Source organism: Heyndrickxia coagulans DSM 1 = ATCC 7050, from assembly GCF_000290615.1.
Taxonomy (GTDB): Bacteria; Bacillota; Bacilli; order Bacillales; family Bacillaceae_C; genus Weizmannia; species Weizmannia coagulans.
Genome location: NZ_ALAS01000251.1, coordinates 36,546 through 56,922, shown reverse-complemented (window position 1 = coordinate 56,922; position 20,377 = coordinate 36,546). Strand labels below are relative to the sequence as shown.

Sequence of the window (20,377 nt, the reverse complement as noted above, 5' to 3'; positions counted from 1 at the left end):
AATTCCTCATAGGTAAAATACTAACATACTCGAGGAAAGGCCTAGCAATTTATACGCGGTGTTTCAATTCCTCATAGGTAAAATACTAACACAAATGCAGTTTGACTGGTACGTGGCTACCACTCCTGTTTCAATTCCTCATAGGTAAAATACTAACTTTATACCGTTTTACAACTAAATGTACAGTATCTGGGGTTTCAATTCCTCATAGGTAAAATACTAACGGCGAGGAGGCAAAGGATCTGATCGCGGCCGGATATGTTTCAATTCCTCATAGGTAAAATACTAACGCAAACGGTAATTTGCCCATACTGTGGCAAAAAAAGGTTTCAATTCCTCATAGGTAAAATACTAACGGTGCACATTTTTGATTTGGTATAAAAAGCTATAGGTAGTTTCAATTCCTCATAGGTAAAATACTAACTTAGCACCTACCCGTTTTAAAACCCAGTTTACACCCTGTTTCAATTCCTCATAGGTAAAATACTAACTAATACCGGACAGAGCTTTCTGAACGCCTGTCCATGGTTTCAATTCCTCATAGGTAAAATACTAACCTAAATGTTCCTTGCAACGGTGCATGGGTAAAAATGTTTCAATTCCTCATAGGTAAAATACTAACTAGGCAAGTGAAGACAGACCAATGGGTTATGCCAAAGTTTCAATTCCTCATAGGTAAAATACTAACCAGAGGCGATTGAGAGTTTAACTTTGGATCAAGCCTGTTTCAATTCCTCATAGGTAAAATACTAACTCCAAAAACTCACTGATATTATCCCAAATTAAGAAAGTGCAAAACTTTACTAGATTGATGCAGGTAATTGGAATCATATGGAAAATAAATGGATAATATTATCAAAAATGGAATCACAACTGCCTATTTTTGGGTTATTAAGGCCACAGTTGCCCCCTCCCCACATTTGCGGGCGTTTCAATTTCCAGTATTCTGTTTCAGCCTTCACACTCAGTCAATCAGCCGTACACTTTGAATCATTTGCCGGAATGCCTTTTTATGGGCGTATGTTTCACAAATATTTAAAATGACACTTCGGCTGTGATAGACCAGCACGCCAGCCGCGTAGATGAATTCCCTCCGGAATCGCCTGATCGTATAAGAGCGATACGCTGGCGGACAGTGTTCTTTTTTAAAGATCTCGAATAAATTGTATGCCAGCAGTTTAATCAGCAGATCCATTTGGTTGGCGTCAAATGAATGCGTTGAAATCTTGCCCATCGAGAATCCATATTTTGACTCTTTGATGTAGTTTTCCATGCAAGCCCTTTGATTATAGAATCTCCAAATATCAATGGGTTCCCAGTCCATGTTCGTCACAATCGCTTCATACTTCCATAAAAAATCACAAGCTTGAAGCTGACTTTCCTCATATTTGTCAGCTTTACGAATTACCGCAACTCTTCTTGGCTTCTTCCAGGAACTTGCCTGGTAATCAACGGCTTTTCCCTCTATCACGGTCAATTCGTCGTCAACATAGCGGATCCACGGTGAATCATCGTTTTCAACCCTTTTTTTAAGTCTCGAAGTCCACCTCAGTTTGCCGGTATAGCCAATCCCACCGTTTTCCCAGTAACTGTAGAAATCTTCTCCACCAAATCCTTTGTCAAAACGGGCATAACGAATAGGGTAATGGGGAGAAAGCAGCTGATAGGTCTCTTCTGCAAAACCGAGTACCCCTTGAGAAGAATGGGAATTTCCCTCCCTCAGCCTGGCGTTTAAACAAAGACGGGATTTCCCTTCAAATACAAGAAGAGGGTGATAACTTTTTCTTCCCGGCTTGTAGGGATTTACTCCGACCCCTGCTTTTTCCTGGCCCCCATAGACGGTTTCCACGGTTGAATCAAAATCCAGAATGAGCTCCTTGTCAAGCCAGGGTTCAATCAAATCCATCATGCGTTCTTTGAATTCAAGATCAGCGCCCTCCAACTTTTCCAGCCTTAGCAGGTCTTTATTTAAAAGGGTATAGTGCGGGCATTTCTCGCCCATAAATGCCAAGATTAAAGGATCATCCTGCAAAGTCCGGAAATGAGATAGCCGGGAACAATTGGACAGCCAGCCAATCACCAGGTATATAAAGATTTTGCTTAAAGGATATTTGGCATTGTATTTTTTCAAGCAGTCAAAATCCCGGAAGGTCTGTTCAATCTTCATTCTTTCCAGAAACTGCAAAATCGGGAGCAGCCCGCTAAAATTCGTACTCTTCTTTAAACGAAACGCATATTTGATTTTCGAGACAGAAGTGATATAATTCACCTTAAAGGTGCCCTCCTTTCTGGTTTGGTAGTTCTATACAAACCCAATTATACCAGAGATTCGGGGCACCTTTTTATTTTAAGCTTCTGCTTTACTCTCGTAATTCAGGATTATAACATTTCTCCATGACCGCTGGAATTTCCTGCTTGCGCAAAAAAATCTCTTCAACATCTAATGGAATCCAGGCAATACCAATAGTGTCAAAGACTTGCCCGTTTTAACAATTTGTCGTCGATCCCCCGGGTTTTCTACGCTAATGGAGGTCGACGACATTTTTGACGAGCATCTTATTTAGGGCTTACTGAACGAATCAGATTTTGGCTTGTATCCGATTTGCCAGTAAATGCTGTTTCAATATTATAGAAGAATCCATCTGCGAAAATGCTAGATTCGCCTTCTTTTACGTTAAATCAGCTATGGAGCGCTTGCGTTAAACCCTCTCCGCCACTTCCACCGCGTGCCGGATCAGGCTGCGGACGACGTTGCCGAAATGGGCGAAACGCCGGTCTTGTGTCTGGCCGCGCTTGTAACGGTAGTAGATTTGCTGGCAAATGCCGGCAAGCTTAAAGTAACCGAAAATCAAGTAGTAATCGATGTTCGAGACGTCGCGCCCGCTTTTTTTCGCATAAGCTTCGACAAACTCGCGGCGCGTCATGAAGCCGTCCAGCGTCGTGACGGACGGTTCGCCGAGCCCATTTTTGATCAAATCCGGGTCATCTTTTTCCGTCCAGTAGCTGAGAGCAGCGCCGAGATCTGCGAGCGGGTCGCCGATGGTTGCCATTTCCCAGTCGAACAGGCCGGTCATTTCCGAAAAATCTTCATTAAACATCGCGTTATTCAGCTTATAATCATAATGAATCACGGCTGCACCTTGTTGCGGCGGAATATGGTCACGCAAATAATGGATGAGCGGCTCCGCTTCCGGAATTTCATCCGTCTTCGCACGCAGATAGCGCTCAATCCAGCCGTTCACCTGGCGTTCGAGAAAACCGGCCGGCTTTGACATGGAAAGGAGCTCTGTCTCTTCATACGGGATCGCATGCAGCTCCACAAGCCTGTCAACCATGATACTGGAAATCCGCCGGCACGTTTCCTTTTTCGGCTCCACTCCCGGCGGAAAAGCGGTATCGAGCACAATGCCATGCTTTCTTTCCATAAGAAAAAACGGAGCGCCGATCACAAACGGGTCCTCTTCGAAAAGCAACACTTCCGGAGCCGGTGCGAAAAACGGCCGGAGCGCCTTCAGCACACGGAATTCACGCCCCATGTCATGCGCTTTCGGGGCAACCGGGCCAAGCGGCGGGCGCCGAAGCACCGCTTCCCACGAACTTGCTTTTAATTGATAGGTCAAATTCGAACGGCCTGCTGAAAATTGTGCAACTTCAAGCGGTGCATCCGGCATTTGCGGAAGCTTCTCGCGCAAATATTGCTGCAGTCTGGTTAAGTCCAGTTCTTCCCCTTTGCGGACCGGAATAGTGTCTGAATTCATTTTCCTCTCCCCCTTGTGTCCCGTAATAGGCAGGCCGTTTTTTCACATCACCGGCTGCAAATGCTTTTCCAGGATGCCCCTTATATCATCCGGAATCGGGCGTGATTGCTGCTTATCAAAGTCAAAAAAGACGACAACTGCTTTCCCCTTTGCGATCAAACGGCCGGTTTCTGCATCCAGCATTTCATGGGCCAGTTCACAGCTCGTATTGCCGAGCTTTGCCACGCCGGTCCGGATCGTGAGTTCTTCATTATAGAACGCCTGGCTGATAAAATCGCATTTTACTGAAGCTAGAATAATATTGAAATCTTTTATTTCCACGCTTGCACCGATGCTTTCAAAAAATTTCAACCGGGCGTCTTCCAGGTAGATGAAGTAACTGGTGTTGTTAATATGGCCGATTGCATCTGTTTCGCAAAAGCGTGTCCGCAATTTCAATTCATGCAAACAAATCCCTCCCTTTCGCTTGAACACCATTACCGCAGCTGTATGGTTTTGCACCTTGCAAGGCCCTGACCATGAATGATCCGCTGCTGCCACCCCTTCTTTTCACAAGGCTATTTCCTGACGCAGCCGCCGTAACGTATGCACTTTTCATGCAGCCCTGCTGCCACCCACCCGGCTTGATCTACAAACATCCCCATTTCGGCAGCCATATGGCTCTACGCTTTTTCAATCCCGTGCAGGACGATGTCCATGAACAGTTCTGCCACTTCTGCCGCTGATTTCCGGCCTTCCGGTTTAAACCACTGGTAGCTCCAGTTCACCATGCCGAGAATGGCAAAGGAAGTAAGATTCGCGTCCAGATGCCCCGCAAACTCGCCGATCTCAATGCCTTCCCGGATCAGCTTTTCAACCCCGAAGCGGAAAGCTTCGCGTTTTTGTAAAATCAGTTCGAGCTTTTCACCGCTTAAATTTTTGATCTCACGGAAAAAGATAAGGGCTTTTGCTTTTTCCGTTTTGATGCTTTCAAGTAGCATCAGGACAAGCGCATGCAGTTTTGCCTTGCACGATCCGTTTTCCGAAAGGATGGCCTTCTGCTTTTCCAAAAGTTTCGTAATATAGTCCATATGAATGTCCATCAAAAGTTGTTCTTTGCTGGAAAAATAATAGTAAAACGTGCCTTTTGTCGCGCCGATGCTGTCAACGATATCCTGAATGGATGTTTCCGTGAAGCCTTTTTGTTCAAACAAGCGTATGCTGTGTTCCGTAATCTTCGCTTTCATGTCGGTCCTCTCCATCTATTACTATATTAAGAAAATTATATCACATACCCGGCTTCACGTTCCTGCTTTTACTCGCGCACTTTCCTTTCTTCATCGCGCAGCTTGCGGCGCAAAATTTTCCCGACATTTGTTTTCGGCAACGCATCACGGAATTCTATGATCTTCGGGCGTTTATACGGGGCGAGATGGGCGCTTGCATATTCGATCAGTGCTTCTTCCGTCATTTTCTGCCCTTCTTTTAACACGACAAATGCCTTGACCGTCTCACCCCGGTATGGATCCGGCACACCGATTACCACTGCTTCCTGGACGGCGGGATGCGCATACAGCACCTCCTCGACATCGCGCGGATATACGTTATAGCCGCTTGCAATGATCATATCTTTTTTGCGGTCAACAATATAAGCGTACCCTTCCTCATCCATCGTCGCGATATCGCCGGTGTACAGCCAGCCGTCCCGGAGTGCTTCCGCCGTTTCTTCCGGCATGTTCCAGTACCCCTTCATTACTTGCGGACCTTTTACAATCAGCTCCCCCGTCTCGCCCGGCTTCAGTTCTTCCGTGCCGGTTGCAACATCGACGATTTTATAATCTGTTGATGGAATCGCGATCCCGATGCTGCCCGGCTTGCGTTTACCGAAAACCGGATTGCAGTGTGTCACCGGGGAAGCTTCCGAAAGGCCGTACCCCTCGACAATGACGCTCCCCGTTTTTTCTTCAAACTAACGCAAAAGCCCGAGCGGCATCGGTGCACTCCCGCTGTTGCAGGTCTTAATGGAATCCAGCCCGTACTCCATCGCTTTCGGGTGGTTCGTGATGGCGACATACATCGTCGGCACACCCGGAAAATAGGTCGGCTGCGTTTCCTTGATGGTCTTGAGTACTTCTTCAAGATCAAAACGCGGCACCATGACCGATTCCGAACCGGTGTAGATCGCATAATTCATGGCGCATGTCATGCCAAATACGTGAAAAAGCGGGATAACGGTCAAAATCCGTTCTTTTCCCGGCCCCATGACCGGTTTGAAAAATTCATATGTTTGCACCAGATTGGCAAGAAGGTTCCGGTGGGTCAGCATCGCCCCTTTTGACCGGCCGGTGGTACCGCCCGTGTACTGGAGCACGGCAATATCCTCCCGGGGGTCGAGCGCAGGAGGGTTGTAATCCGTTCCTGCCTGTAACAAGGCATCAAAGGGTTCGGCCTCATCCAAGGGGCCGGCCGCCGGTTTAAAACCGGCTATGACTACATTTTTCAGCGATGTTTCCGGGCGGACGGCCTGCACTTTCGGGTACAAATCATCCAGGACAATGATCGTTTCGGCGCCCGAGTCATTTAATATATGCCTGATTTCCGGTTCAACGAGCATCGGATTGATCTGGACAACCACCGCACCTGCCATAAGCGCACCGTAATAGCACACGACATACTGCGGGCAGTTCGGCAGCATGACCGCCACCCTGCTGCCTTTTTGCACGCCTCTTTACTGAAGGGAGGAGGCAAAGGCAAGCGATGCTTTGTAAAGTTCCGCATAGGCCGTCTTTCTGCCGTAAAAAGAGAGGGCAGTCCGGTCCGGGTACTTTTCGGCTGCAGTTGCAAGTATTTGATACAGCGGAATATCCAGCACTTCAATTTCTTTGGGAATCTCATCGGTATAGACAGCATGCCACACTTTGTTTTCCATTCCAAATCCCCCTTGTTTTTATTGCCAAATGGACTGCTTAACCATCATCCACCCGCCCGGCTTGCCGGTTTTAAAGCACGTGCATGCCGCCATCAACGAGCAGCACATCCCCCGTCACGTAGTCCGAGGCTGCCGATGCCAAAAAAACAGCTGCACCTTTTAAATCCTGGTCATTGCCGAACCGGCCGAGCGGCGTTGCTTCCAATATTGGGTTTTTGCCGCGTTCGATGATCACTTTGGCCATTTTTGTCGGGAAAAAGCCCGGCGCAATCGCGTTCACATGGATGCCGTATCTGCCCCATTTGGCAGCGAGATCTTTTGTAAACGTGATGACCGCCCCTTTGCTTGTGTTGTAACCGATCGTATCCATGATGCGCGGATCGACGCCGCCAAGCCCGGCAATGGAAGCAATATTGATAATCTTGCCGTGCCCCTGCTTGATCATGGCTTTTCCGGCTGCCTGGCTCATATGGAAAGTGCCGGTCACATTCGTGCTGATCACTTTTTCCCACGCCTCAACCGGCATATCCTCGGCAGGCGCCCCCCAGGTCGCGCCGGAATTATTGACGAGGATGTCGATTTTGCCAAACTGTTTTACGGTTTCCGCAACCACTTCATCAACCCGGGCGCGGTTTGTAATGTCACACTCCAATGCGAGCGCTTTCACGCCGAGCGATTCGATGCGTGCAGCCGCTTCTTCGCATGCCGCTTTTTTTCTGGAGCAGAGCACGACATCCGCCCCCGCTTCTGCAAAAGCCCGCGCAATTTGTTCACCGAGCCCCCTGCCGCCGCCTGTCACGATGGCGGTTTTTCCTTTTAAACTAAACAGTTCTAACACGTTCATCGGCTAATCCCCTTTCCTGGTACGGTTTCATCTCAAGCCTTGCAATCTGGTCGAGATGGACTTCATCTGGGCCGTCTGCAAGCCGCAATGTGCGCGCATTGGCCCACAGCCGGGCGAGCGGAAAATCGTCCGAAACGCCGGCTGCACCGAACGCTTGGATGGCGCGGTCGATCACATTGAGCGCCATCCGCGGGGCCACTGCTTTAATCATCGCAATTTCCTTTCTCGCCACTTTATTGCCAACCGTGTCCATCATAAACGCTGCTTTCAATGTCAGAAGCCGCGCCTGCTCGATTTCAATGCGCGACTCAGCCACCCACTGGCGGATGACGCCCTGTTCTGCGAGCGGCTTTCCAAACGGCACACGGTTTTGTATGCGCTTGCATAAAAGTTCAAGCGCACGCTCCGCAGCCCCAATCAGCCGCATACAGTGATGGATTCTGCCCGGCCCGAGCCGCCCTTGCGCAATCGCAAACCCTTTTCCTTCCCCCCAAATCATATTTTCAGCCGGCACCCGCACGTTTTCGTACGTAATTTCCGCATGGCCGTGCGGGGCATCATCATAACCGAAAACCGGGAGCATCCGCTCAATCTTCACACCGGGTGTATCGAGCGGTACGAGAATCATAGACTGCTGTTCGTGCCGCGGTGCATCCGGATTGGTTTTTCCCATGACAATCGCAATTTTGCACCTCGGATCGCCGGCGCCTGATGACCACCATTTCCGCCCGTTCACAATGTATTCATCGCCGTCGCGTACAATGCTGCATGAAATATTGGTTGCATCACTCGAAGCAGTATCCGGCTCCGTCATGGAAAAACACGAGCGGATATCGCCATTTAAAAGCGGTTTCAGCCATTTTTCCTTCTGCTCATCACTCCCGTACCGGGCAAGCACTTCCATATTCCCGGTATCGGGCGCGTTGCAGTTGAATACTTCGGGGGCAATAATGGACCTTCCCATGATTTCGCAAAGCGGCGCATACTCAAGGTTTGAAAGCCCTGCCCCGTATTCCCTGTCCGGCAAAAACAAATTCCAAAGCCCTTCCTGCTTTGCTTTTGCCTTCAATTCTTCCATAATCGGCGGAACGGCAGCCCACCGTGTTTCCTGTGTATTCAGTTGTTCCTCAAAGAGCTTTTCACCCGGATATACGTTTTCTTCCATAAAACGCTCAAGCTTTGAAATCAGTGCCTTCACTTTTGGTGAGTAATCAAAATCCATATGATCCATCCCCTCCCCGTTGACTAACCGGTTAGTATGTTAATTTAAGTATAAACAATCATTTGAAAATTTCAAGAAAAAAAATAAGCCGAATTTCGCCAGTATATGTAGAAATAACGGGAGTTGCCCTTTTTCCGGTATGAAAGAGGGTTGCTGAATAACAAAAAGGACGCTGATCACTCGCCGAACTTTATAAAACGTGCAAAGAAACAGAAGCCAAATGTAAACCAAAATTGTTCAACAAGCCCGAAAATACAAAAAGTGGGGAACCATTTCCCCGCTTTTTGAAACAGATGATTGGCGGTCCTTGCCAATCAGAGTATTTTCCTCCCCAATTGTCCGAGCGCATAGTGGATGCTGTGCTGCAACGTCTGGAAGCAGTCAAACTGGCTGAAATCAAGCCCGGAAGAAGAAATTGTCATGCTCATGGACGGCGATATACCGACAAGGATCGTCTGCGTGCCAATTAAGGAAGATGCCTTTCCGATATTTTCAATAAACTGGATGCTGTGCGGATCGTCTTCCACATCGAGCGCCGTTAAATCAAGCACCAAATACTTTGCTTTGTACTGCGGCAAATTTTTCAACGTTTTTTCTATCAGTTCTTCGGCACGTTCATCGTCATATTTCCCGATTAACGGCACGACGACAATGCCGTCCAAAATCGGAATAATCGGTGATGACAGCTGCTTGACGAGCTCCTTCAGTTCCCGCGTCTTATCTTCGACGAGCGCCTCCAGCTGAATGATCTGCTCGGCTTCCTTTTTCCGCGCCAGCTGGTGAATATTATGTGACACCGTGATATCCGATGGGAAATACTCAATGATCGTGGAGTCATGGCCTTCGATCTGATACCGGACGACTTTATACCATATATTTGTATGGAGCAACCCGGTAAAAACACCAGCATAGTGGGCAGGCAGAAAATTGCTGCCCGTTTTCTTCCCCTGGGCCGCATTGATTTTATGCTCCCAGCTGTCTTTCAGCTCAATCGTCAATGTCTTCTGATCAAAGTCCATGTCTTTAATCACGGCTCGTCCCCAGCCCGCTGATGCGTAAGTAGTGGTAATGCGTTCAGACGCCTTTTTCACATCGAAATCTTTAATTTTATTAAAATAATCGGCAACGAGCAATCCTTGGCGGAAACCCGCTGTCTCAAAGACAACATTGGATGCTTCTTCCCCGGATATTTCTTCAATTGTAGTAAACAGATTGCGCATCGCAGTCGGAATCCAGAAAAGGACTGCATCTTCCCCTTCAAAAATGAATCTGCCTTTATCCAATTCCCATTCAAATTGAAGACCGCCCACATGTATATTCGGATGTTCGCTCACAGAATATCCCCTCTATTATGTACAATGAATTGTATTATTATTATACCGGTTCAGTTTTCTTGCGTCTATTGATACGGGTTCTGTATGTGACAAAATTCACGTGTTTGCCGGAAAATGTGCTCAGCCTTGCTTTCAAAGAAATTGGCTTATACGAAAAAGGCGGGATTGCCCCGCCGTCCATCTTAATCGCCAAAATTGACATTATGGTAAACTTGCTGGACATCTTCCAAATCTTCCAGCACATCAATCAGTTTTTCGAATTTCTCCCGGTCCTCATCCGGCAATGTGACTTCGTTTTGCGGCAACATTGTCAATTCAGCAACGGTAAATTCCGTAATGCCGGCATTTTCAAAAGCTTCCTGAACCGCGTGAAACTGGTCCGGCTCCGCATAGACAATGACGGCGCCGTCTTCTTCAAAGACATCGCGGACGTCAATATCAGCCTCAAGCAAAAGCTCCAGCACTTCATCTGCTGTTTTTCCTTCAATGCCAAAAACTGCCGTTTTATCAAACATATACGCTACTGAACCGCTCACCCCCATATTGCCGCCGTTTTTCCCGAAAGCGGCGCGCACTTCGGATGCGGTCCGGTTGACATTGTTCGTCAACGTATCGACAATGATCATCGAGCCGCCCGGGCCGAAGCCTTCGTAACGCAGCTCGTCATAGTTTTCATCGGCGCCGCCTTTTGCTTTTTCAATCGCGCGGTCAATGATCGCTTTCGGCACGCTGTATGTTTTGGCGCGCTCGAGCACCATTTTTAATGCGCTGTTTGCCACCGGATCCGGCACACCCTGTTTCGCAGCAACATAGATTTCGCGGCCGAATTTCGCATAAATGCGGCTTGTATTAGCATCCCTTGCTGCTTTTTTATCTTTAATATTATTCCATTTGCGTCCCAAGGGGATCACTCACTTTCAACAAAGATTCGAATGCTTCCGTACTCGCCCATTGTTGAATTATACACCAAAAGCCTTCCGGTGGGGTAAAATTTTTTGGTTTTTGTTTCTTACTTCCTTTTCGTCCGTATCCCGGAACCCGTTGCCACAACCAGGCCGCCGAGCACATCTGCAATTAAATCGGTCATGGTATCCTTGTTCCCGCCGCCCTGCAAAGTGGTGCCAAAGAATTGATCGCCCGAGAATTCATAGATCTCCCACAGCACACCGCCAAGCGCGGCAAACCCAAGCACAAACAAAAATACAAACCAGGCGGAGACCCCCTTGCCCGCATCCCGGCGCACCAGCCGTTCATAAAGTGCGATAGCAGCAAATCCGAGAAGGACGCCGCTCACAAAATGCAAAAAGGTGTCCCACCAACCTAAGCCGTACCAGCCGCGGATCGATCCGAAATATTGGGAGCCGGTTAAAAAGAGAAAATAAGAAATAACAAGGGGCAGGTGGAACCGGAGGCGCGGAATCCACGAAAGGATAAGCGGAATTGCGCCGGAGATCACCCCGCCAAGCGCGACCGCAGCCTTCCAAGACGAGCCGGCCGTATATTGCATGGCGCACAAAACAGCCATCCACAGTACATAAACCAAGCTGATTCCAAACACAATTTTCCGGTCCATATTCACACTTCCCTTCTTCTTATACATTTTGTTTCCTGAATCCAGTATATATCGCGATCAGCATCCCGCCAAAAAATCCGGCCAATAAGTCCATCATTGTATCGGTATTGCCGCCGCGCTGCATCGTATGGGAGGCAATCATATCCCCGATAAATTCATACATTTCCCAAAGAACGCTTCCTGTTATCGCAAGCCCGAGGGGAAACAATGCGGGAATCAAGCGCGACATGCCCCGCCTTGCCGCCTCCGGAACCAGTATTTTATACAGCGTAACACCGATACAAGCTGTAAAAATGCCCTTATAAAAGTGAACGGACGTATCCCACCATGCAAAACGCCCGTAAAATCCGGCGAGTGAACCGAGGCAGATGGAGCAAATCACGAAAATATACCATCCAATAATCGAGGGCGTATTGATCCGGTTATGTTTTAAAAATAATAGGCCGAGCGGCAGCGCACTTAACACAATCCCGCCGGCCGCAATCCCCCAGCGCAACGTATCATGCTTAAAAATAAAATAGACCATAAGCCCGGCCAACAGCAATATCATGGCGGAACTGAGCAGTATAATAATGATGCGTTTCACCTTTCCACCCCGTTCTGTTTCTTTTCCAAAAATAGGATACCCTTTCTTTTTCCATTTCATCCTGAAATCAATAAAGACGTGCAGAAATTCGTCCATCAAAACATGGGGGCAGGGGAAAGGGGGGCAGGGGATAAAAACATCAACCCGTTTTCCTTCAGCGGCGTTGCCGGCGAAGAATCAATAAACGGCAAAAAGTTTTTGGGTGCCATTGGTTTAACAAAAGATGAATCTGCCGTGACCCCTTCGCTGCCTGTTTTTGAAGACCTGAAAAAACACAAAAAAGAGATACAATCTTACGCAACCCTTTTAGTCGTGCAGTGCAATTTAAAAAATAGATGGCGGGCCATATATCCGCCTTTCCAGTCCAGTTACCGCCATGTGCGGACAGAAAAGGTGGGCACGGGTTTTAAGCGCATGCACATTTTGCTTTTCAGTGCATACAAAAAAGACGTTGAAGCACAACCCAACGTCCTTATGATTTGTTTGGCCTTTTTCAGCGTGCCTGTGTTTCTTTTTCGCGGCCGTTTTCATCTGCAAAATCTTCGTGGTGCGTGGAATACATGGCCATCGGTTCTGCATCCGGGCACATATAGCGGACGGCGCTGTTTAAAGCAACCGGGCCTTCCGCAAACCCCCCGGCAATCAATTTTAATTTGTGCGGGTAAGTTGCCGCATCCCCTGCCGCGAAGATCCCGGGTATATTCGTTTCCATCGCGCCATTGACCTCGATCCGCTCGTCTTTCATTTTAAGGCCCCAGTTTAAAATGCCGCCATAATCGCCCTGAATGCCGTGGTTCACGACAACTTCATCGGCTTCAAGCCATATTTCTTCGCCCGTCCCGGCGTGTTTCACCGCAACGCGTTCGATCCTGTTGCCAGTCCCGTGCAGGGCTGAAATGCAGTAAGGGATAAAAAGGCGTGCATTTTTCACCATTTCGGACACATCGTATTCATGCCCGCTGAATGCTTCCCGCCTGTGGACGATCGTAATGCTTTCGGCGATCCCGGCCAGTTCGTTTGCCCAGTCAACTGCCGCATTTCCGCCGCCGGAAATCAGCACCCGCTTGTTGCGGAAGCGATTTAAGTCGTCGACGGCATAATGGAGATTGCCGGATTCATAGCGTTCTGCCCCCGGAATATCAAGCTTAATCGGTTTAAAAATGCCCGCCCCGACGGTGAGAATAACCGTTTTTGTCAGGTGAAGGCCGCCGTTTTCCGTGCTTAACATCAAGATGCCGTCCGGGCGCCGCTTTAAACCGGATACATGCTGATGAAAAAGGATCGTTGGCGAAAAAGTTTCCGCCTGCCGGATCAGTTCCTTCACAAGATCCCCGCCTGTTATTTTCCGGATCCCGCCAATATCCCGCAATGTTTTTTCCGGATAAAACATCGAGATTTTTCCGCCCAGCTGGCCGCTAGACTCCAGCACTTTCGTCTTTAATTTCCGCATGCCGCTGTAAAACGCCGTAAACAAGCCAATCGGCCCGCCGCCAATAATGGTTACATCGTAGATTTCATGGTCCAATGCCAAGATCCTCCAATCCCGCTCATAAAAAAAGTGGCTACGCCATTTGTGCGCGTACTTCTTTATACGGTTTAATCAAATCATAGGAAAGGCAAACCGGTTTTTTGCACCTCGGATCAAGCGCAATTTGGGCATCCAATCCGAAACATTCCCGCATCATTTCCGCTGTCACCACAGCTTCGGGGCTTCCCTCGTAAAGGATTTCGCCATCTTTCATGGCAACGATATGGTCCGCAAAACGGGCGGCCTGGTTTAAATCGTGCAGCACCATCACGATCGTGCGGTGCTCCATTCTGTTCAGCTCCTGCAAGAGTTCCAGCACTTCCAGCTGATGGGACAGGTCCAGATAGGTTGTCGGCTCATCCAGTAAAATCATTTCGGTATCCTGCGCAAGTGCGAGCGCAACCCAGACCCGCTGCCGTTGCCCGCCCGAAAGCGCATCCACAGGACGGTCTTTCAATTCTTCCGTCCCGGTCATTTCAAGGGCCCGGTGAATGGCTTTCCAATCTTCACGATTCAGCTTTCCAAGCCTTTTTTGGTGCGGGTACCTGCCATAAGATACAAGTTCCGAAACCGTCAGTCCTTCCGGCACACTCGGAGACTGGGGCAAAATCGCAAGCTTTTGCGCAATTTTCTTTGTTGATTGTCTTGCCAGTTCTTTTCCATCCAAATAAACGGACCCGTTTTTCGGAAAGAGAATGCGCGCCAATGCCTTCAGCAAAGTGGATTTGCCGCATCCGTTCGGGCCGATGATCGCCGTCATTTTTCCGGCTGGTATATTTAAATTTAAGTTTTTAATAATTTCATGATCTCCATAGGCAACTTTTAAATTTTCTGCACAAAGCTTTGGCATCTCAGTTCCTCCTATGAATCTGGTATTAAATGAAAATGATTCTTAATATCAATTTCATTCTATAAGGTTTTCAAATAGGTGTCAAATCGATTTTTCACCGGCAATCTCCAGGTTTTTCCGCAATTTAAGCATTTCCTGCTACCCTTCCTGTGCTTTTGAAATTTTGCAAATCTTTTCTGGAAGAAAGGCTCTCCTTTTTTGGGCCTTTCCAGTTGGAATAAGGGTGTTCTTCCCCCGTATCCGCATGATGCCGGGTTTGGAAACATCAATATGTTCTTTCCGCAGCCAAAGCCGTCCATGCAACATGGACGGCAGGCCGTGAAAATAATTATTTGATCGTTTTTAACACATCCTGGATCATCTCTTTGTTTGCAATCGCGCCGGAGTAAAGCCAGCCGGTATCAGCGGAAAACTCAGCCACATGGTGTTTCTTGACGGCAGGAATGCTTTTCCATAATGCATTGTCCAGCTCTGTTGCGCGGGTTTTATCGCTGTTAATCAGGAAAATATAGTCTGCATCCAGCTCGGTTAATTTTTCAAGCGAGATGGCATTCCAGTTACTGGTTGCTTTTGCAGAGATTTCATTTACAACAGCCGGCACCTTCAAGCCCAAATCATTGTACAGGACGTCCCCGCTTGATACATTTTTCGATACGATAAAAAATTTATTGTTCACAAGCCAGATTGCAGCGGCAGAAGGAGATTTTCCGTTTTTCGCCAGTTGTTCTTTTGCTTTCTTGGCTGTCTTTTCATAATCTGCGAGCACTTGTTTTGCCTTTGCTTCTTTGTTCAACACTTTCCCGACAGTAAGCAGTTCTTTTCTCCAGTCACTGTTTTGCTTTTTGCTCACGACAAAGGTTGGAGCGATTTTGCTGTATTGTTCATACTTCCCGCCTTCCACCATGCCGGCATCATCAATCAGGATTAAATCCGGCTTGAATTTTTGCACTTGTTCATAGGGCAGGTCGTAAGAAATCGCCGGCACCCCTTTCAGTAAATCGTCCTGCAAATATTCCTGAATGCCGTTGCTGACACTCCATTGTGCGACAGGCTTCACCCCGAGCGCAACAAGATGGTCTTCCAAATAAGTCGCAATGACGCGTTTCGGATGGGCCGGCACTTTTACTTGATGCCCCACTGCGTCTGTTACCGTCCGGGTTTTCGCCCCGCCGGCAGGCTTGTTTCCGTTCCCATTTCCGGCCTGGCCGTTCCCGCAGGCAGCAAGGGCAACGGACAGAAAGACAATCCCGCATATTTGGAAAATCTTTTTTAATTTTAGATTGTAAGACATTTTCATCCCCCTGGCATTATGATAAAATATTGTAGACAGATAAATGATAATGATTATCAACATCAATTAAAGCGAAAATTTTTCATTCTGTCAATCTTTTTTCTTTTTGAACAAAAAATTTTTTAACCGTATCGAAAGAGAAGGAAGGAAGTCTGGGATGGCAAAACCGCACACAAGTAAAGCGGCACACCGCGGGCAGGATCAACCGTATAAAAAACGACTGGCTTATTTTATCCTCGGCTTCGGGTGGATTTTTATCATTCTTGCCGTCGCAGGTTCCATTCAATTGGGTGCATCGAATATCAACTATACAACGGTATGGAAAAGTTTGTTTTTTTATGATGCAAACAACCCGGCCCATGTCATTATCCATGAATTGCGGCTGCCGCGTACCATTGCCGCTCTGTGCGTCGGTGCCGGGCTGGCTGTTTCCGGTTCGGTCATGCAGGGAATGACGCGAAATCCGCTCGCATCCCCGTCTATTTTGGGGGTAACCTCGGGATCCCTTTTTCTCATGGCGGTTGCCTATGCTTTTTTTCCGGGCATTTCTTACCGGAGCCTGGTTTTCGTATCTTTTGCCGGAGCCGGTTTGGGGGCGGCACTCGTTTTTTCAATCACAGCTTTATCCAGGGGCGGGAACACCACTGTGAAGCTGGCGCTTGCCGGATCGGCTGTTGCTTCTCTGCTTAGCGCCTTATCTACGGCGATCGGGCTTCGTTTCAACATATCAAAAGATTTGAGCTACTGGTATGCAGGCGGCGTGAGCGGTGTGCAATCCAGCCAGCTCAAGTATGTCATTCCGGCCATCATTGCTGGCATTATCATCGCCGTTGCCATCTCGCGCGCCGTCACCATTTTAAGCCTCGGGGAGGAAATCGCAAAAGGGCTCGGCCAGAACACGGTATTTGTTTATATAGCAGGCATTGTGGCAGTTCTTTTGCTGACAGGGGCGGCCGTATCCATTGCCGGGATGATCGGGTTTGTCGGATTGGTCATCCCGCACATTACCCGCTTCCTTGTCGGGTCGGATTACAGCTTGATCATCCCTTGTTCGGCGATTCTCGGCGCCCTTTTGTTGATCATTGCCGATGATGCCGCAAAAATGATCAACGCCCCTTTTGAAACACCGGTAGGCGCAGTGACCGCAATCATCGGCGTCCCGTTCTTTCTCTATTTGGCACGAAAAGAAGGGGGCGGATTATAGTGGGAAACCTTTCAACCGGCAAACGGAAATTCAGCATGCTTTGCGCCGTCCTGCTTGTTTTGCTGGCCGTCCTCTTTTTTGCCAGCATCCGGACAGGCACAATGAACATTCCGTTCCCGCAAATATGGTCTGCCTTTTTCGGCAGTGATGTTGGCAACCAGCGGATGACCCTGTTTGAATTCCGTCTGCCCCGGATCGTGCTCGCGATGCTAATTGGCGCCGGAATTGCCGTATCAGGCGGCATTCTCCAGAGCATTTCCAGAAACCCGCTTGCAGATCCCGGCATAATCGGCGTGAATGCAGGGGCAAGCTTTTCCGTAGTATTATATACATTCTTTTTTAAAGGCACGGCCTTTCTTGCCGGCGTAGTTTCTGTTTTTGTCATGCCGTTTTTTGCATTAACCGGCGCTTTTCTTTCGGCGATCCTCGTCTATTTGTTTGCCAAAAAAGGCGGAAGCGTGGCGCCCGCTCGTCTTGTCCTGACAGGTATTGGTTTAAATGCGGCTTTTAATGCGGCAACAACAGTCCTGCAAATGAAAATGGACCCCCAGGATTTCACAAAAACGCTGACCTGGATATCTGGAAGCATTTGGGCGACAAACTGGGATTATGTCCTTGTCACTTTGGCCTGGATGGTTGTTCTGCTTCCATTTGCGATATACAAAGCCCGTTACTTGAATATTATGCGCCTGGATGAGCCGGTAATCACAGGGCTCGGGGTGCCGCTTGAAAAAGAAAGGCTGAAACTTCTCGGGACCGCGGTCGGGCTGGCCGGATGCTGTGTAGCGGTCGGGGGCGGCATTACGTTTCTCGGCCTGATCGCGCCCCACATTGCCCGCGGGATCATGGGGACAAAGCATGAATTTTCTCTGCCTTTAACGGCGCTGATTGGCGCAAACATTTTGCTGCTGGCCGATACAGTCGGGAGAGTCGTGATGCCTTCTTTGGAACTGCCGGTCGGGATTGTCATTTCAATCCTCGGCGCACCGTATTTTATTTTTCTGTTGATGCGGACAGCATAATCGTGAGGCAACATGGAAGCCCCCTTATTCCATCCATTGGCAAAATTTGCACATGCCCGGGGTGGAAAGATATTTACAATTTTTAAATTTTTCGCTACGATAACAACAGTGATAAAAAAGGAAGGCTGATTTAATGATATTCGGGCTTGATCCATCCATGTTGGCACTGTTGGTCGGTTTTGGGTTTTGTGCAGCTTTTATTGATTCTGTTGTCGGCGGGGGCGGCCTGATTGCCCTGCCTGCCCTGTTGTTTACCGGGCTTTCGCCGTCTGCAGCGGTTGCCACCAACAAACTTGCGGGAACAATGGGATCATTTACAAGCACATTTGTATTTTATCGTTCCGGAAAACTGGATCTATCTTCCATTTATAAAATGTTTCCGCTCACGTTTTTCGGTTCGATGCTCGGCGCGTACACCGTCCATCTGATTGATCCGGATGTATTAAAACCATTGATGCTGATCATGCTTGCCGCAGTCGGCATCTATACGGTGACGAAGAAAGACTGGGGAAAAATCATGGCGTATAAAAAGTTATCCGCCAGCCGGCTGATTTTGTTTACAGCGCTCATTTTTCTGATCGGTTTTTACGACGGATTTCTCGGCCCGGGCACCGGTTCCTTTTTAATGTTTGCCTACCTCATGATCGGGTTTGACTTTTTAAAAGCAGCCGGGAACGCGAAGTTTTTAAATTTTGGCAGCAATATTTCGGCCCTCCTTATGTTTATCTTTTTAGGGCAGGTCCATTATGCCTATGGGATTCCGATGGGCCTCGGGCAAATCGCCGGTTCCATCATCGGCTCGCGGTTTGCGATTAAAAAGGGGAGCAGCTATGTGCGCGCCCTGTTCATTGCCGTCACATTTTTGCTGCTGGCGAAAAATACATATGATTATGTACATGCGTTTCTTTTCGGCTGACAAAGATGAAGGATCACGTTTTTGCCATGGTACAGAGGGATCAAAACCCGGGGGATGCTTTTTGCGCAGCTCGCCGGGATTTTTTATGGGAGGTGTTTGAAATGAACAAATCCTGGCTCATTGTGCTCGTTGGGGCTTTTTTCGAAGTCTTTTGGGTCATCGGGTTGAAACATGCAGATAACTTGCTGGAATGGATGGGTACGCTGATTGCCATTACCGCCAGCTTTTACGCACTCATTGCGGCAAGCAAGAATTTGCCGGTCGGAACGGTGTATGCCGTTTTTGTCGGGCTTGGCACAGCCGGAACGGTTTTCTCCGGAATCGTATTTTTCGGCGAACCGTTTAGTTTGATAAAAATCATTTTGATTCTCATTCTGCTGGCGGGCATTGTTGGCTTGAGGATGGTGGAAAATGAAAAAAGCAGCGGGGAGGCGGATTCTTGATGGCTTGGGCTTCTTTACTCATTGCAGGGTTATGCGAAATGCTCGGCGTAGCCGCCATGAATATGGTAAACCGCCGCCGCAATCTGCAGTCTATGCTGCTCATGGTGCTTGCTTTCGGCGGGAGTTTTTTGTTTATGTCATTTGCGATGCGGACGCTGCCGATGGGCACGGCCTACGCCGTCTGGACAGGCATCGGCGCAGCAGGGGGCGCAATTGTCGGTATGTTATTTTTCGGGGAATCGAGAGACTGGCGGAGAATTGTTTTTATTACGATGATTTTAGGCGCAGCGGTCGGCTTGAAGCTGGCATCATGACCGCCGCGCGGTGTCATGTATGGGTATCTTTCCTGGGCCGATGCCGCGCCAGGCTTTACTTTTGTTTTACTGTCTCCCTGAATTTTTCCGGCATCATGACCATGATGACTTCCCCTATTACGACCACTTTATCTTCCGCAAATACTTCTGTATCGATCCGGTACTTTTTCGGATGAATTTCGGTAACGGTTCCGATTGCCTTAAGCGGCACACCGAGCGGGGTTGGGTGCTTATATTCCACTTTTAATGTGCCGGTTACAAACCGCGGCGGCTCTGTTCCGTCGCCAAGTTCGTTGCCGTTTTTCCGGAGCACATACAGGGAGGCGGAGCCCGCGCTATGGCAGTCAATCAGCGATGCTACGATCCCGCCGTAGGCAAACCCCGGGATTCCCCCCATATATTCAGGAAGCGGCGTATAAATCGTGATGGTTTTGTCCCCCTGCCAGCCTGTGCGGAAATGATGGCCTTTTTCATTCAGCCGCCCGCAGCCGTAACAAGTAGCAAATGAATCGGGATAGTAATCCTGAACTGCCTTTGTAACTCTTTCCTCCATTTTCTCACCCCTTTTTATTCTATTTAAAATT

19 protein-coding genes, 1 pseudogene and 1 CRISPR repeat array are annotated in these 20,377 nt (G+C 48.4%); of the genes and pseudogenes, 5 read left to right on the top strand and 15 right to left on the bottom strand.

The genetic code is table 11. The annotated features are described in order from the left end of the window. Nucleotides 1-60: 60 nt before the first annotated feature. A CRISPR array of direct repeats spans nt 61-754; the repeat unit is 30 nt; unit sequence GTTTCAATTCCTCATAGGTAAAATACTAAC. Between the two features lie 210 nt (nt 755-964). The 14 genes and pseudogenes from IC21_RS13515 to IC21_RS13450 form a co-directional block, all read right to left on the bottom strand. After that, nucleotides 965-2,269, bottom strand: a complete 1,305-nt coding sequence (locus IC21_RS13515; RefSeq protein WP_029142579.1) for an IS1380 family transposase — start codon at nt 2,267-2,269, stop codon at nt 965-967. Nucleotides 2,270-2,699: 430 nt separating this feature from the next. Further along, complete coding sequence (locus IC21_RS13510; protein WP_014096364.1) at nt 2,700-3,758, bottom strand: phosphotransferase family protein; 1,059 nt, start codon at nt 3,756-3,758, stop codon at nt 2,700-2,702. Nucleotides 3,759-3,800: 42 nt separating this feature from the next. Beyond that, the gene (locus tag IC21_RS13505; RefSeq protein ID WP_029142578.1) at nt 3,801-4,205 is read right to left on the bottom strand and encodes an acyl-CoA thioesterase; all 405 of its coding nucleotides are present in this window, start codon (nt 4,203-4,205) and stop codon (nt 3,801-3,803) included. Nucleotides 4,206-4,420: 215 nt separating this feature from the next. Continuing rightward, the gene (locus IC21_RS13500; protein WP_029142577.1) at nt 4,421-4,984 is read right to left on the bottom strand and encodes a TetR/AcrR family transcriptional regulator; all 564 of its coding nucleotides are present in this window, start codon (nt 4,982-4,984) and stop codon (nt 4,421-4,423) included. A gap of 68 nt (nt 4,985-5,052) precedes the next feature. Further along, a pseudogene (locus IC21_RS13495) lies at nt 5,053-6,666 on the bottom strand (long-chain-fatty-acid--CoA ligase). Between the two features lie 70 nt (nt 6,667-6,736). Beyond that, on the bottom strand, nt 6,737-7,510 hold the full coding sequence (locus IC21_RS13490; protein ID WP_029142576.1) for an SDR family oxidoreductase: 774 nt from the start codon (nt 7,508-7,510) through the stop codon (nt 6,737-6,739). After that, nucleotides 7,488-8,732: an acyl-CoA dehydrogenase gene (locus IC21_RS13485; RefSeq protein ID WP_029142575.1), complete on the bottom strand. Its 1,245-nt coding sequence runs from the start codon at nt 8,730-8,732 to the stop codon at nt 7,488-7,490. Before IC21_RS13485 ends, IC21_RS13490 begins: the two co-directional genes overlap by 23 nt. Nucleotides 8,733-9,046: 314 nt before the next feature. Next, complete coding sequence (locus IC21_RS13480; RefSeq protein WP_029142574.1) at nt 9,047-10,066, bottom strand: STAS domain-containing protein; 1,020 nt, start codon at nt 10,064-10,066, stop codon at nt 9,047-9,049. A gap of 182 nt (nt 10,067-10,248) precedes the next feature. Then, nucleotides 10,249-10,968, bottom strand: a complete 720-nt coding sequence (locus IC21_RS13475) for a YebC/PmpR family DNA-binding transcriptional regulator (RefSeq protein WP_029142573.1) — start codon at nt 10,966-10,968, stop codon at nt 10,249-10,251. Nucleotides 10,969-11,075: 107 nt separating this feature from the next. Continuing rightward, nucleotides 11,076-11,666: a DUF2238 domain-containing protein gene (locus IC21_RS13470; protein WP_029713849.1), complete on the bottom strand. Its 591-nt coding sequence runs from the start codon at nt 11,664-11,666 to the stop codon at nt 11,076-11,078. Continuing rightward, nucleotides 11,659-12,225 (bottom strand): DUF2238 domain-containing protein, encoded by a 567-nt coding sequence (locus IC21_RS13465; protein ID WP_029142571.1) that lies wholly within the window; start codon nt 12,223-12,225, stop codon nt 11,659-11,661. The genes IC21_RS13470 and IC21_RS13465 overlap by 8 nt, the downstream gene beginning before the upstream one ends. Before the next feature lie 493 nt (nt 12,226-12,718). Beyond that, nucleotides 12,719-13,756 carry an NAD(P)/FAD-dependent oxidoreductase gene (locus tag IC21_RS13460; RefSeq protein ID WP_029142570.1) on the bottom strand — a complete coding sequence of 346 codons (1,038 nt, stop codon included), beginning with the start codon at nt 13,754-13,756 and terminating at the stop codon, nt 12,719-12,721. 31 nt (nt 13,757-13,787) lie between these two features. Next, entirely contained in the window at nt 13,788-14,603 is an 816-nt protein-coding gene (locus tag IC21_RS13455; RefSeq protein ID WP_029142569.1) for an ABC transporter ATP-binding protein, read from the bottom strand. A 328-nt stretch (nt 14,604-14,931) separates the two neighbouring features. Beyond that, entirely contained in the window at nt 14,932-15,894 is a 963-nt protein-coding gene (locus IC21_RS13450) for an ABC transporter substrate-binding protein (protein ID WP_029142568.1), read from the bottom strand. A 157-nt stretch (nt 15,895-16,051) separates the two neighbouring features. Here IC21_RS13450 and IC21_RS13445 point away from each other — a divergent pair, with 157 nt between their 5' ends. From IC21_RS13445 to IC21_RS13425, 5 genes are all read left to right on the top strand, one after another. Beyond that, complete coding sequence (locus tag IC21_RS13445; protein WP_029142567.1) at nt 16,052-17,098, top strand: FecCD family ABC transporter permease; 1,047 nt, start codon at nt 16,052-16,054, stop codon at nt 17,096-17,098. Beyond that, nucleotides 17,098-18,120 carry a FecCD family ABC transporter permease gene (locus tag IC21_RS13440; RefSeq protein WP_019720443.1) on the top strand — a complete coding sequence of 341 codons (1,023 nt, stop codon included), beginning with the start codon at nt 17,098-17,100 and terminating at the stop codon, nt 18,118-18,120. Before IC21_RS13445 ends, IC21_RS13440 begins: the two co-directional genes overlap by 1 nt. Before the next feature lie 133 nt (nt 18,121-18,253). Further along, nucleotides 18,254-19,036 (top strand): TSUP family transporter, encoded by a 783-nt coding sequence (locus IC21_RS13435; protein ID WP_017554321.1) that lies wholly within the window; start codon nt 18,254-18,256, stop codon nt 19,034-19,036. A 101-nt stretch (nt 19,037-19,137) separates the two neighbouring features. Continuing rightward, complete coding sequence (locus IC21_RS13430; RefSeq protein WP_013858186.1) at nt 19,138-19,479, top strand: DMT family transporter; 342 nt, start codon at nt 19,138-19,140, stop codon at nt 19,477-19,479. Continuing rightward, nucleotides 19,479-19,793, top strand: coding sequence for a DMT family transporter (locus tag IC21_RS13425; RefSeq protein ID WP_029142566.1), 315 nt, complete (start codon nt 19,479-19,481; stop codon nt 19,791-19,793). Before IC21_RS13430 ends, IC21_RS13425 begins: the two co-directional genes overlap by 1 nt. Before the next feature lie 55 nt (nt 19,794-19,848). On the opposite strand, the gene IC21_RS13420 is transcribed toward IC21_RS13425, so the two are convergent. After that, nucleotides 19,849-20,346 carry a PaaI family thioesterase gene (locus IC21_RS13420; RefSeq protein ID WP_029142565.1) on the bottom strand — a complete coding sequence of 166 codons (498 nt, stop codon included), beginning with the start codon at nt 20,344-20,346 and terminating at the stop codon, nt 19,849-19,851. Between the last annotated feature and the right edge of the window lie 31 nt (nt 20,347-20,377).